The 12,672-nt window shown below is 64.4% G+C and carries 12 protein-coding genes; all 12 read right to left on the bottom strand.

The genetic code is table 11. From position 1 onward, the window contains the following. Nucleotides 1-23 precede the first annotated feature (23 nt). The 12 genes from rnhB to frr all read right to left on the bottom strand — a co-directional run bounded on the left by rnhB (nt 24) and on the right by frr (nt 12,582). Nucleotides 24-773, bottom strand: a complete 750-nt coding sequence (rnhB, locus tag BN2476_RS17120; RefSeq protein ID WP_087735359.1) for a ribonuclease HII — start codon at nt 771-773, stop codon at nt 24-26. Further along, nucleotides 770-1,939 (bottom strand): lipid-A-disaccharide synthase, encoded by a 1,170-nt coding sequence (lpxB, locus tag BN2476_RS17125; protein WP_087735360.1) that lies wholly within the window; start codon nt 1,937-1,939, stop codon nt 770-772. The genes rnhB and lpxB overlap by 4 nt, the downstream gene beginning before the upstream one ends. Nucleotides 1,940-1,942: 3 nt before the next feature. Continuing rightward, complete coding sequence (lpxA, locus tag BN2476_RS17130) at nt 1,943-2,731, bottom strand: acyl-ACP--UDP-N-acetylglucosamine O-acyltransferase (RefSeq protein WP_087735361.1); 789 nt, start codon at nt 2,729-2,731, stop codon at nt 1,943-1,945. A 204-nt stretch (nt 2,732-2,935) separates the two neighbouring features. After that, nucleotides 2,936-3,397 carry a 3-hydroxyacyl-ACP dehydratase FabZ gene (gene fabZ / locus BN2476_RS17135; protein ID WP_087735362.1) on the bottom strand — a complete coding sequence of 154 codons (462 nt, stop codon included), beginning with the start codon at nt 3,395-3,397 and terminating at the stop codon, nt 2,936-2,938. Between the two features lie 151 nt (nt 3,398-3,548). Next, nucleotides 3,549-4,625 (bottom strand): UDP-3-O-(3-hydroxymyristoyl)glucosamine N-acyltransferase, encoded by a 1,077-nt coding sequence (gene lpxD / locus BN2476_RS17140; RefSeq protein WP_087735363.1) that lies wholly within the window; start codon nt 4,623-4,625, stop codon nt 3,549-3,551. A gap of 127 nt (nt 4,626-4,752) precedes the next feature. Then, a complete protein-coding gene (locus BN2476_RS17145; RefSeq protein WP_173819631.1) occupies nt 4,753-5,304 on the bottom strand; it encodes an OmpH/Skp family outer membrane protein in 552 nt (183 codons plus the stop codon). Between the two features lie 41 nt (nt 5,305-5,345). Continuing rightward, nucleotides 5,346-7,658, bottom strand: a complete 2,313-nt coding sequence (gene bamA, locus BN2476_RS17150; RefSeq protein WP_087735365.1) for an outer membrane protein assembly factor BamA — start codon at nt 7,656-7,658, stop codon at nt 5,346-5,348. 65 nt (nt 7,659-7,723) lie between these two features. Continuing rightward, the gene (gene rseP / locus BN2476_RS17155; protein WP_087735366.1) at nt 7,724-9,115 is read right to left on the bottom strand and encodes an RIP metalloprotease RseP; all 1,392 of its coding nucleotides are present in this window, start codon (nt 9,113-9,115) and stop codon (nt 7,724-7,726) included. A 7-nt stretch (nt 9,116-9,122) separates the two neighbouring features. Next, complete coding sequence (locus BN2476_RS17160; RefSeq protein WP_087735367.1) at nt 9,123-10,328, bottom strand: 1-deoxy-D-xylulose-5-phosphate reductoisomerase; 1,206 nt, start codon at nt 10,326-10,328, stop codon at nt 9,123-9,125. A gap of 22 nt (nt 10,329-10,350) precedes the next feature. Further along, the gene (locus BN2476_RS17165; RefSeq protein WP_087735368.1) at nt 10,351-11,172 is read right to left on the bottom strand and encodes a phosphatidate cytidylyltransferase; all 822 of its coding nucleotides are present in this window, start codon (nt 11,170-11,172) and stop codon (nt 10,351-10,353) included. After that, nucleotides 11,166-11,948, bottom strand: a complete 783-nt coding sequence (gene uppS, locus BN2476_RS17170) for a polyprenyl diphosphate synthase (protein ID WP_087735369.1) — start codon at nt 11,946-11,948, stop codon at nt 11,166-11,168. The genes BN2476_RS17165 and uppS overlap by 7 nt, the downstream gene beginning before the upstream one ends. A 73-nt stretch (nt 11,949-12,021) precedes the next feature. Beyond that, the gene (gene frr, locus BN2476_RS17175) at nt 12,022-12,582 is read right to left on the bottom strand and encodes a ribosome recycling factor (RefSeq protein ID WP_087735370.1); all 561 of its coding nucleotides are present in this window, start codon (nt 12,580-12,582) and stop codon (nt 12,022-12,024) included. Nucleotides 12,583-12,672 lie beyond the last annotated feature (90 nt).

The raw sequence follows: 12,672 nt of genomic DNA on the forward strand, positions 1-12,672 counted from the left end.
GCTTGAGTCGTTTCCGTGAGACGTCAGAACGGAGCGCTGTCGTCGGCGATGAGCACGTCGTCGTCTGCGACGGGCGGCACGATTACGACGTTCTCAGGCAAATCGACAGCCATGCCGAGCCGCAGATACGCGTCGCGCACGGGCGCAAACGAGCGCCGGTGATGCTCGCACGGACCATGATCGCGTAGCGCCAGCAGATGCTGCGGCGTGCCGTAGCCCGCGTGCGCGTCGAAGCCGTACATCGGGAACGTCTGATGCAGTTCGAGCAGCATCCGGTCGCGTGTGACCTTCGCGAGAATCGACGCCGCCGAGATGCACGGCACGAGCGCATCGCCGCTGACGATCGCCTCGCTGCGAATGCTCAGCGTCGGGCAACGGTTGCCGTCGATCTTCGCGAGCGTCGGCGCGACGTTCAGCCCTTCGACGGCGCGCTTCATCGCGAGCATCGTCGCGTGCAGGATGTTCAGCGTGTCGATCTCTTCCACCGACGCCGACGCGACGCAATACGCAAGCGACCGTTCGATGATCTTGTCGTACAGCTCTTCGCGCTTTTTCGCCGTCAGCGCCTTCGAATCGCCGAGTCCACGGATGCGCGGTTTCGTCGGATCGAGAATGACGGCGGCGGCCACCACGGGGCCCGCGAGCGGACCGCGCCCTGCTTCGTCGACGCCGCAAATGACGTCTTCCGGCGATGAAAAATCGAGGCCGGCCTGTTTCGCGATCGTCGCAGGCGCCTTGCGGCGCGGCGCGGCCTTGCCCGTCGCGCCCGTCATGGACGCCCCCGGCGCGCTTCGATGACGCCGACGACCGCTTCCGCGGCACGCTGCGCTGTGTTCTGCTTCAGCACGTGATGCATCTCGGTGAAGATTTCCGTCAGCGTGCGCCGGTTTGCATCGTCGCGCAACTGAGTCAGCGTGGCGTCGGCCAACGCTTCGGGCGTCGCGAAGTGCTGCAGGATTTCGGGCACGACGAAACGCCCGGCCAGAATGTTCGGCAGGCCCACGTACGGCAAATACCCCTGACGGCGCATGATCTGCCCCGTCAGCCAGGGCACCTTGTACGAAATCACCATCGGCTTCTTCAGCAGCGCCGCTTCCAGCGTGACCGTGCCGCTTTTCACGAGAATCGCGTCAGCGGCCGTCATCGCAAGCTGAGCGTTGCCGTCCGTCAGCGTCAGCGGCAGCTTCGGGTGCGCGTCGACGAACGGCTTCAGCAGTTCGCGCAGCGCAGGCGTCGCTGCCGGCATCACGAAGCGCACGCCCGGCTCGCGCTGCAACATCAGTTCCATCGCGTCGAAGAACGTCGGTCCGATCAGCGAGATTTCCGAGCGGCGGCTGCCCGGCAGCACGGCGATCACTGGGCCGCTTTCGGGCAGCCCGAGCACGCGGCGCGCGCCCGCCATGTCCGGTTCGAGCGGGATTTCATCGGCGAGCGGATGCCCGACATAGGTCGCCGCGACGCCCGATTTCTCGAGCAGCACCTTTTCGAACGGGAATACGCACAGCATGTGATCGACGGCCTTGACGATCTTCTTGATCCGGCCGCCGCGCCATGCCCAGATCGACGGACAGACGAAGTGAATGGTCGGAATGCCCGCGTCGCGCAACGCATGCTCGAGGCCGAAGTTGAAGTCCGGCGCATCGACGCCGATGAACGCCGAAGGCGGCTCCGCCAGCAACTGGCGCTTCAGCTCGTTGCGGATGCCGAGAATCTCGGGAATATGCTTCAGCGCTTCGACGTAGCCGCGCACCGACAGCTTTTCCATCGGAAAGTGCGCGTCGAAGCCCTTCGCGGTCATGCGCGGGCCGCCGATGCCGAAGTACTGCGTCCCTTGCGGCAGACGGGCCGCGAGCCCGTCCAGCAGCGACGCCGCAAGCAGGTCGCCCGACGGCTCGCCGGCCACCAATGCGAGCCGCAGCGGACTGGTAGGCAACGGCATCGGTTAGCGGATGATGCCGCGCTGCGACTGCTCGACGAATTCGACGAGCGCGCTCACGGGCTCGTCGCCGTCGCCGCCCGCCGTCGCGAGTTCGCGCAATTGCACCTTCGCTTCTTCGAGCGACAGGCTGTTCTTGTACAGCAGCCGATAGGCCGAGCGCAGCGCCGAAATGGCGTCCGCCGAGAAGCCGCGGCGGCGCAGCCCTTCGACGTTGATGCCGTGCGGCTCGGCCTTGTTGCCCGCTGCGATCACGAACGGCGGGATGTCCTGCACGAGCGCTGACGCGCCGCCCAGCATCGAATGCGCGCCGATGCGCACGAACTGGTGCACGCCCGACATGCCGCCGACAATCGCGTAATCGCCGATGATCACGTGGCCCGCCATCTGCGCATTGCTCGACAGGATCACGTTGCTGCCGATCTGGCAGTCGTGGCCGATATGCACGTAGGCCATGATCCAGTTGTCGTCGCCGAGCGTCGTGATGCCCTGGTCCTGCACGGTGCCCGTGTGGATCGTCGTGAATTCGCGGATCGTGTTGCGGTTGCCGATCACGAGCTTCGTGGGCTCGTCCCTGTACTTCATGTCCTGCGGCCGGCCGCCGACCGATGCGTAATGGCCGATGCGGTTGTCTTCGCCGATCGTCGTATGTCCTTCGATCACGCTGTGCGAACCGACCGTGGTGCGCGCACCGATCGTGACGTTCGCGCCGACGATTGCGTACGGTCCGATCTCGACCGATTCGTCGAGCTGCGCGCCCGATTCGATGATCGCAGTAGGATGAATCCTGCTCATGCGCCCTCGCTGTATTTCCCGCTGTATTTCAGTTACACGGCGCGGATGACGCTGCTGCGCCATCCAGCGCGTTCAAGCCGTCACGATGCAATCCATCTTGTGACAGCCCGAGGTTTCGATCGTTCTGCCGCCGGCGTTACGGGACGTGACGGGGCATGAGCCCCGTCCGTCCGCTGTCCGCCCGTCACGGCCAGTTGCTTTCCGTCACTCGCTGTCCGTCTGGCGCACGGCGCACATCAGATCGGCTTCGGCCGCCACCTGGCCGTCCACTTCGGCGCGCGCCTTGAACTTCCAGATGCCGCGCATATGACGCTCGAACGTGGCGTTCAGGATCAGCTGGTCGCCCGGTTCGACGACGCGCTTGAAGCGCGCGTTGTCAATGCCGACGAACAGGTACAGCGTGTTGTCGGGATCATGTGGCTCTTCCGAGAACGTCAGGAGCGCAGCCGTCTGCGCGAGCGCTTCCAGAATCAGCACGCCCGGCATCACGGGGCGCTTCGGGAAGTGGCCCATGAAGAACGGTTCGTTGACCGTCACGTTCTTCAGCGCCTTGATGCTCTTGTGCGGCTCGAGTTCGAGCACCCGATCGACGAGGAGGATCGGATAGCGATGCGGCAGCAGCGTGAGGATCTTGTGAATGTCGAGATTGATTTTTTCGGTGCTCATGGTGTTTCTGCTCACGCATTGGTTGCGCGATGATGACTGCGAATGCTGGGTGCTGGCGCATGGAAGACGAACCGCGCCCTGCCGCCCGTTCCTGTGCCGGTCGCGCGCCGCCTGTCGGCCGCGCGCGCCGGCGCTTCCCGCCGGCCGGCGCTTACGCCTTGTCTCCGGAGGCGCTGGCGACGGCGGCTTCGAGTGCCTTGATACGGTCTCGCAGCTTGTCGAGATTGCGCATCAACGCGGCGCTTTTGTTCCAGTCGGCGTGATTCACGGCCGGGAACGCGCTCGTGTACATGCCGGGTTTCAACAGCGACTTCGACACGCCCGACTGGGCCGTGACGATCACGTAGTCGGCCAGGGTGACGTGGCCGGCAATGCCGACCGCGCCGCCGATCATGCAGTGACGGCCGATCGTCGTGCTGCCAGCGACGCCTGCGCAACCCGCGATCACCGTATAGGCGCCGATCTTGCAGTTATGGCCGATCTGCACGAGGTTGTCGATTTTCACGCATTCTTCGATCACGGTATCGGCCATTGCGCCGCGGTCGATCGTCGTATTTGCGCCGATTTCGACGTCGGGCCCGATCGATACGCCGCCGACTTGCGGAATCTTCACCCAGCTGCCCGTACGGGCGTCGCCTTCGCCGACGAAGTCCGGTGCAAAGCCGAAGCCGTCCGAGCCGATCACGGCGCCTGCATGAATGATCACGCGCTCGCCGACAGTGCAGCCGTGATAGACGGCGACGTTCGGGTACAGATGCGAGCCTGCGCCGATTTTCGTGCCGCGCCCGATGAACACATTCGCGTCGAGCCGCACGTTATCGCCGATCACGACGCCCGCTTCGACCGTCACGTTCGGGCCGATCACGGCGCTCGCGGCGATCTGCGCGGAGGGGTCGATGGCCGCGCTGGCGTGCGCGCCCGGCTGCACCTTTGGCGCGGCCATGTCGATGAAGGCCTGCGCGAGACGCGCGAAATAAGCGTAGGGATTCGGCGTGACGATGAAGTTACGGCCGTCGCGCGAAGCGAGCTTCGCGAGATCAGCCGCGTTGATCAGTACCGCGCCCGCGCGCGTCGTTTCGACCTGCGCCAGATACTTCGGGTTGGCGAGGAACGCCAGTTGATCCGGGCCAGCCTGGTCGAGCGGCGCCAGATTGCCGACGCGGTGCGCGCGATCGCCGACGACTTCGCCGCCAAACCGCTGCACGATCTCCTCGAGCGTGAATGCCATGCGTGTACTGCTCCTGCTGTTCAGTTGCCTGCCTTGCACGCGAACCGCGCGCCGGTAGTGTTTCGCGGGACGGTCTTACGCCGCGTTTTCACCGCGTTCGCGCTGTGCTTATGCGCCCCTGCGCTTATCAGTTGCCGCTGCCGCCGTTGCCCGCCGATGCCAGCGCCTTCAGCACCTGGTCGGTGATATCGATGCGCGGGCTGACGTAGACCGCTTCCTGCACGATCAGGTCGTAGTGCTGCTGCTCGGCGATCTGCTTGATCACCTTGTTCGCGCGGTCGAGCACGGCTGCAAGCTCTTCGTTGCGGCGCTGGTTCAGGTCTTCGCGGAACTCGCGCTGCTTGCGCTGGAAGTCCGTGTCGAGCTGCGACAGGTCGCGCTGCTTCTGCGCGCGATCGACGGGCGACATCGACGCGCCGTTCTTGTCGAGCGAGTCGGACATCGACTTGAGACGCTGCGCCATGTCCTGCAGATCCTTGTCGCGCTTCGCGAACTCCGCTTCCAGCTTGGTCTGCGCCGCCTTCGCCGCCGACGACTCACGCAGGATGCGATCCGAATTCACCGCGGCGATCCGCGCTTCCTGCGCCTGCGCGGCATTCGCCCCGCCTACGCCGAGCGTCATGGCCAGGGCCATTGCGCACGCCACACGTTTCGAAAACATACCAGTTAGCAAAGTCATCCTCTCGATGCTGTAAGGGGTTCCGGTTCTCGAGCGCGCGATCAGAACGCCGTCCCGATCTGGAACTGGAACTTCTGATACTGGTCGCCCGCGTGTTTCTGCAACGGGAAGCCCAACGACAGCTTGAGCGGCCCGATCGGCGAAATCCACGCGAGACCGACACCGTAACCGTAGCGCAAGCCGTTCGAACCGACCGTCGTATTGCCGCCCTGACGCGAATCGCCCCACACGTTACCGGCGTCGAGGAACGTGAACACCCGCAGCGTACGGTCATAGCCCGTGCCCGGCAGCGGGAACGTGAGTTCGACGTTGGTCACGAACATCTTGTTGCCGCCGATCGGGTCATGCGTAACCGTGTCGCGCGGACCCAGAGAGCTCGGTTCATAGCCGCGGACCGAGCCGATACCGCCCGCGTAGTAGTTCTTGAAGATCGGGTACGGGTTGCCGATGCCGTTGCCGTAGCCGCCCTGGATGTTGAAACCCAGCACGAAGCCGCGAGCAAACGAATAATAGTACTGCGCCTGCAAGTCGGCCTTGTAATACTCGGTGCCGCCGATCGGCGTGCCGTATTCGGCATTCGCCTGCGTGAAGTAGCCGCGGCTCGGCACCAGCGCGCTGTCACGCGCGTCGCGCGACCAGCCGACCGTCAACGGCACGTTGTTCGACACGCGGCCGAAGTCCTGCACGTAGTTCTTGTAGGCCTGCGGCGTATTTGCGTCGACGTCCAGCGTGTTCTGCTCGAAGCCCGCGCCGAAGTACACCGTATCCACTTCCGAGAACGGGATGCCGAACTTCAGGTCGCCGCCCATCGTGACGATGCGGAAGCTCGAATCGGTCGAGTAGTACAGCGGCTCGTACGTGCGGTAGTAGACGTCGGTAATGCGCTTGATGCCGTCGACCGTGAAGTACGGGTCGACCTGCGAGACCGTCAGCGTACGGTACGTCTTCGCGGTGTTCACGTTCACCGAAAGGCTCGTGCCCGAACCGAACACGTTGTCCTGCGACACGCCCGCCGACAGCACCACCTTGTCCGTCGACGAAAAACCCGCGCCCAGCGTGATCGCGCCCGTCGGCTTTTCGGCGACCTTCACGTCGACGTCCACCTGGTCCGGCGTGCCTTCGACGGGCACCGTCGTCACGTCGACATCCGTGAAGTAGCCGAGACGGTTGATGCGGTCCTTCGACAGCGCGAGGCGGTTCGAATCGAACCACGAGCTTTCGAGCTGGCGCATCTCGCGGCGCACCACTTCGTCGCGCGTGCGCGTGTTGCCGTTCACGTTGATACGGCGCACGTACACACGGCGGCTCGGATCGACCTGCAGCGTCAGGTCGACCTTGTGATGCTCCTGGTCGATTTGCGGCAGCGCGTTCACGGTCGCGAACGCGTAGCCGTATTCGCCGAGCTTGTCGACGATCGACTTCGTCGTGGCCTGCAGCTTTTCCGCCGAGAAACGGTCGCCCGGCTTGATCTTGATCAGCTTGTTCAGTTCGGCTTCGCGGTCGAGCAGATTGCCCGCGAGCTTGATGCTGTTGATCGTGTACGGCTCGCCTTCGTGCAGCGTCACCGTCAGATACATGTCCTTCTTGTCCGGCGTGATCGACACCTGGGTCGACTCGATGTTGAACTCGAGGTAGCCGCGGTTCAAGTAATACGAGCGGACGTTCTCGAGGTCGCCGGTGAGCTTTTCCTTCGAATACAGATCGTTCTTCGTGTACCAGGAGAACCAGTTCGGCGTGGACAGCTGCATTTCGTCGCGCAGCGTGCCCGTGCTGAACGCCTTGTTGCCGATGAAGTTGATCTGGCGGATCTTCGCGCTGGGACCTTCGATCACGGCGAACAGGACCGCAACACGGTTGCGATCGATCGGCGTGATCGTAGTCGTGACTTCGGCGGCGTAGAAGCCGCGCGTCAGATACTGGCGCTTCAGTTCCTGCTCGGCCTTGTCGACGAGTGCCTTGTCGTAATACCGGCCCTGCGACAGACCGACCGCGCGCAGCGCCTTGACCAGGTTGTCCTTCTCAAATTCATGCAGGCCGGAGAAATCAATCGTGCCGATGGCGGGACGCTCCAGCACCTGCACCACCACGACGTCGCCTTCCGTGGCGATCTTCACGTCGTTGAAGAAGCCCGTCGCGTACAGCGCGCGGATGGCTTCGGAAGCCTTTTCGTCGGAAAACGTATCGCCTTGCTTGATGGGGAGATAGGAGAACACCGTGCCGGGTTCTACCCGTTGCAGCCCTTCGATCCGAATGTCTTTCACCACGAAGGGTGTCGTCGCATGAGCTACCAGCCCATGCGCGGCGAATGCCGCGGCTACAACCGTCTTTGGAACAAAGCGATGAGGTTTAAACAACGTGCTTCCCCAGTGTGTATAGCTGCATCAGGTCAGGCGGGCGCCATCGTACGCCGCCAGACACTTTAAAAATGGATTAAACGAGCAAGATCGTTGAACAGCGCAATCGCCGACAAGGCGACGATACAAGCCAGTCCCGCTCTTTGAAGAACGAGCTGCCAGCGATCCGATACGGCTTTGCCGGTAACAGCTTCAACCAGATAATATAACAGATGCCCCCCGTCCAATACCGGTATTGGTAAAAGGTTGAGGACGCCGAGGCTTATGCTGACAAGCGCGAGGAACGACAGGAATGCTGATGGACCGAGTCGCGCGCTCTTGCCCGCGTAGTCCGCGATGGTCACGGGACCGGACAGATTTTTGAGCGAAGCCTCGCCGACGATCATCCGGCCAAACATCCGCACCGAGTACACAGCAAGGTCCCATGTGCGACGCGCGCCCAGGCGCACGCTCTCGACGGGACCGTAGCGCACATCGATCGAAGGCACTTGCGTCGCGAGCTCGGCGCCGATGCGGCCGACCTGCTGGCCCGTCATCTCGTCGCGCTGCACGCCCGGCACGATGGTCAGATTCTGCAACGCCCCTGGCTGCGGGTTCTTCGCGCCGCGCTCGACTTGCAGCACGACAGGCTTGCCCGCGTGCGACTTGATGTAGTTGATGAAGGTCGTGGCGTTATCGGCGGGACGTCCGTCGACGGCGCGGATCCGGTCGCCCGCGAGCAGGCCCGCGCGCAACGCCGCGCTGCCCGGCTGCACGCCCGCCACCGACAACGTGCCGCCGCCGGGCTCGAAGCCGAGCCGCGACATGAAGTCGTCGTCGACTTCCTTGTCGCTGAGACCTTGCAAATCGAGCGGGAAATCGAAGGTGCCGTGCCCGCCGTCCTTCGCGCTCAATATGACGCGCTTGTGATCGAACGCGGCGCCCAGGAGCTTCCAGCGCAAATCCGACCACGAGCGAACGCGCTCGGAGTCGCCGCCGTCAGCGTCACGCACGCCGACCACGGTCTCGCCGCCCTCGAAGCCGGCGCGCGCCGCGACGGTATCGGCAACGGGCGCTGCGACGATTGCGGCCGGCTCGGTGACGCCCGTCGCGAACACAGCCGCGAACAGCACGATGGCCAGAATGAAGTTGGCGATGGGGCCCGCTGCGACGATCGCGATGCGCTTGCCGACCGACTGGCGGTTGAACGCGCGCGGCAGATCGGCGGGAGGAATCGGCGCGCCCTCTTCGCGCTCGTCGAGCATCTTCACGTAGCCACCGAGCGGCAGCGACGCGATGGTCCACTCGGTGCCCGTCTTCGCGCTGACCCAGCGCGCAAGGGGCTTGCCGAAGCCGATCGAAAATCGCAGTACCTTGACGCCGCACAGGCGCGCGATGCTGTAGTGGCCAAACTCATGGACGACCACCAGTACGCCGATCGCGACTGCGAAGGCGACCAGTTCGATCAGCACGTTCATAAACGCCTCACTGGACGGCGCGTTCCGTGCGGCGAGCGCCCGCCGGCAGACCGTCGATCAAAGCGTGGGCGGCGCGGCGCGCAGCGGCGTCCGCGTCGACCACGTCCGCGAGGCTCGACGCCTCGCGATTGGGCAATGTGTTCAGCACGGCTTCGACGACCTGGGCAATCGCCATGAAGCCGATGCGGCGCGACAGGAACGCCTCGACGGCGATCTCGTTCGCCGCGTTCAGCGCGGCGCTGGCGACGCCGCCTTCGGCCAGCGCCTGCATCGCGAGCGCGAGGCACGGGAAGCGCGTGTAATCGGGCTTCTCGAACGACAGCGACGCGATCTGCGCGAGATCGAGCTGCGCGACGCCTGAATCGACACGATCCGGGAAAGCCAGCGCGTGCGCGATCGGCGTGCGCATGTCCGGGTTGCCTAGTTGCGCGAGCACCGATCCGTCCGCGTACGACACGAGCGAGTGAATCACGCTCTGCGGGTGAATCAGCACATCGATGCGCTCGCCGGGCAGGCCGAACAGCCAATGGGCCTCGATGACTTCGAGGCCCTTGTTCATCATCGTTGCGGAGTCGACGGAAATCTTGCGGCCCATCACCCAGTTCGGATGCTTGCACGCTTCTTCCGGCGTGACGTCGACGAGCGTCGACGGCTCGCGCGTGCGGAACGGGCCGCCCGACGCCGTCAGAATGATCTTCGACACGCCGCCATGCAGCGCTGATTCGCGCGGCAGGCACTGGAAGATCGCGTTGTGCTCGCTGTCGACGGGCAGCAGGATCGCGCCGTTATCACGCACCGCGTCCATGAAGATCGCGCCCGACATCACGAGCGCCTCCTTGTTCGCGAGCAGAATGCGCTTGCCGGCGCGCGCCGCAGCAAGGCTCGGCTCGAGACCCGCCGCGCCGACGATCGCCGCGACAACAGTGTCGCAGCCGTCGCTCTTCGATACATCGACGAGCGCCTGCGGACCGTACGCGACTTCCGTCCTGCAACCCGCGGCGCGCAGTTTCGCGGCGACGCTCGCGGCCGTGTCGGCATCGCCGACGACGGCCACTTCGGGTTTGAAGCGCAGGCATTGGTCGACGAGCTTGTCGCCGTTGCGATGCGCGGTCAGCGCATACACCGAGAAACGCTCGGGATGACGCGCGACGACGTCGAGCGTGCTGTCTCCGATCGAGCCCGTGGAACCGAGCAAAGTGAGTCGTTTTTGCATATCTCTTTCTCTAGCCGATGGGCTACGACAATACGAGCATCGCGAGCGGCAGCACCGGCAACAAGGCGTCGATGCGGTCGAGCACGCCGCCATGTCCGGGCAGCAGGTTGCTCGAATCCTTCACGCCGGCCTGGCGCTTGAGCATCGACTCGAACAGGTCGCCCACCACGCTGAACACGACCAGCAGCGTCAGCGTGGCAAACGCGCGCGCGGCGCCGAGATGGTCGAGCAGCGCGGAAAACAGGGTCGGCGCGAACGCGTGAGTAACGACGGCGACTGCCGCGACGATCATCACCGCGAGCCAGCCGCCGACGGCCCCCTCCCAGGTCTTGCCGGGGCTGATCGACGGCGCGAGTTTGTGTTTTCCGAAGGCCTTCCCCGTAAAGTATGCGCCGATATCGGCCAACCAGACCACGAGGAGCAGGGAAAGCACGAACGGCACGCCCTCGATGCGGGCCGCGACGAGGGCATGCCAGCAGGCCGCGAACATGACGATGCCCGCCAGCAGCAGGAACGGCCGCCACGCGCCCTGCGCGAGCGCCGGCTTGCGCAACAGCACGAACGGCCCCGCGAATACCCAGAAGATCGACGAAGCCTGGAAGAGCGGCCGTGGCGCCGCGAAGCCCGTGCCGAGCTTCGTGCTGGCGACCAGCGCCAGCGCGGCAATAATCGCGTAGATCACGGGACCGGCGCCCGGAAGCTTCAGGAGCCGCGCCCATTCCCATGCGGCGAACACGACGACGAACGCGATCAGCGCGCCGAAGCCGCCGATCGGCGCCCACAGCGTGACGGGGAGAAGAATGGCCAGCAGGACGATCGCCGTGATGACACGGGTTTTTAGCATGGAAGCGAATCGGCGTTTTGCGATTGCGGCTCGAGCTGGGCGCTCGTGCGGCCGAAGCGGCGCTCGCGCTCGGTGTACGACTCGATCGCGCGGCCGAGCGCGTCGGCGTCGAAATCCGGCCAGTAGGTGTCGGTGAAATAGAACTCTGTGTACGCGAGCTGCCACAGCAGGAAGTTGCTGATGCGCTGCTCGCCGCCTGTGCGGATGAAAAGATCCGGCTCAGGCGCGTAAGCCATGGCAAGGTGTTGGGCGAACGAGTCTTCGTTGACCTCGACGGGATGGCCCGCCGCCGCCGACTGCTCGACCAGCTTGCGCGTGGCCTGCATGATGTCCCAGCGTCCGCCGTAGTTCGCGGCGATGGTCAGCGTGAGACGCGTGTTCTTCGCCGTCTTGGTTTCGGCACGGGTGATCAGATCCTGGATCTTCTTGTCGAACATCGACAGGTCGCCGACCACGCGCAAACGGATGCCGTTTGCGTGCAGCTTGCCGATCTCGCGCTCGAGCGCGGTGACGAACAGGCGCATCAGGAACGACACCTCGTCGATCGGGCGGCGCCAGTTTTCGGAACTGAATGCGAACAGCGTCAGATACTGGACGCCGCGTCGAGCGCAGGCGTCGACGGCCGCGCGCACGGCGTCGAGGCCACGCGTATGGCCCGCCACGCGCGGCAGGCGGCGTTGAGTCGCCCAACGGCCATTGCCGTCCATGATGATCGCGATGTGACGCGGTACGGCTGAGACGTCAGGGACGCGAACGGTTGAGCTTGTATAGGTCATGGCCGTCGGGTAAAGCAGCAAATAAAGAAGGAATGATCAGTGAAAGTTCTCGTGTCTGGTGTGCGCCAGACCATCAAACCGTCATGATCTCGCCTTCCTTGGTTTGCACGAGCTTGTCGATTTCCGCGACGAACTTGTCCGTCAGCTTCTGAACATCGTCGCCGGCGCGGCGCTCGTCGTCTTCGGAGATTTCCTTGTCCTTCACGAGCTTCTTCAGTTGCTCGTTCGCGTCGCGGCGCAGGTTGCGCACGGCCACCTTCGCCGTCTCGCCTTCGCTCTTGACGACCTTCGTCAACTCGCGGCGGCGCTCTTCCGTCAGCGGGGGCATCGGCACACGGATCAGATCGCCGTGCGTGGCCGGGTTCAGGCCCAGATCCGATTCGCGGATCGCCTTTTCGATCACGGCGACCATCTTCTTTTCCCACGGCTGCACGCCGATCGTGCGGGCATCGACGAGCGTCAGGTTTGCGACCTGCGAGATCGGCACGGGCGAGCCGTAGTAGTCGACCTGGATGTGATCGAGCAGGCCCGTGTGCGCACGGCCCGTGCGGATTTTCGACAGATCGTTCTTGAACGCGTCGAGCGAGCGCTGCATTTTTTGCTCAGCGCCTTTCTTGATGTCAGCCACAGACATGATTAAACCTCCGAACCTTCAAAACGATGCGGGCCCGACAGCGCGCGCGAGGCGGCGCCCAAGCCCGCGTTCAAGCCCACAGACGTGAAA

The organism is Paraburkholderia piptadeniae (assembly GCF_900007165.1).
Classification (GTDB): Bacteria; Pseudomonadota; Gammaproteobacteria; order Burkholderiales; family Burkholderiaceae; genus Paraburkholderia; species Paraburkholderia piptadeniae.

Coding starts and splice junctions, on each gene's coding strand:
- lpxD (WP_087735363.1), bottom strand. CDS start 4,625: ATGGCATTCACGCTCGAGGAGATCGTGCAGCGGTTTGGCGGCGAAGTC.
- BN2476_RS17145 (WP_173819631.1), bottom strand. CDS start 5,304: ATGACTTTGCTAACTGGTATGTTTTCGAAACGTGTGGCGTGCGCAATG.
- fabZ (WP_087735362.1), bottom strand. CDS start 3,397: ATGAGCACCGAAAAAATCAATCTCGACATTCACAAGATCCTCACGCTG.
- lpxA (WP_087735361.1), bottom strand. CDS start 2,731: ATGAGCAGGATTCATCCTACTGCGATCATCGAATCGGGCGCGCAGCTC.
- frr (WP_087735370.1), bottom strand. CDS start 12,582: ATGTCTGTGGCTGACATCAAGAAAGGCGCTGAGCAAAAAATGCAGCGC.
- rseP (WP_087735366.1), bottom strand. CDS start 9,115: ATGAACGTGCTGATCGAACTGGTCGCCTTCGCAGTCGCGATCGGCGTA.
- lpxB (WP_087735360.1), bottom strand. CDS start 1,939: ATGCCGTTGCCTACCAGTCCGCTGCGGCTCGCATTGGTGGCCGGCGAG.
- rnhB (WP_087735359.1), bottom strand. CDS start 773: ATGACGGGCGCGACGGGCAAGGCCGCGCCGCGCCGCAAGGCGCCTGCG.
- BN2476_RS17165 (WP_087735368.1), bottom strand. CDS start 11,172: ATGCTAAAAACCCGTGTCATCACGGCGATCGTCCTGCTGGCCATTCTT.
- uppS (WP_087735369.1), bottom strand. CDS start 11,948: ATGACCTATACAAGCTCAACCGTTCGCGTCCCTGACGTCTCAGCCGTA.
- BN2476_RS17160 (WP_087735367.1), bottom strand. CDS start 10,328: ATGCAAAAACGACTCACTTTGCTCGGTTCCACGGGCTCGATCGGAGAC.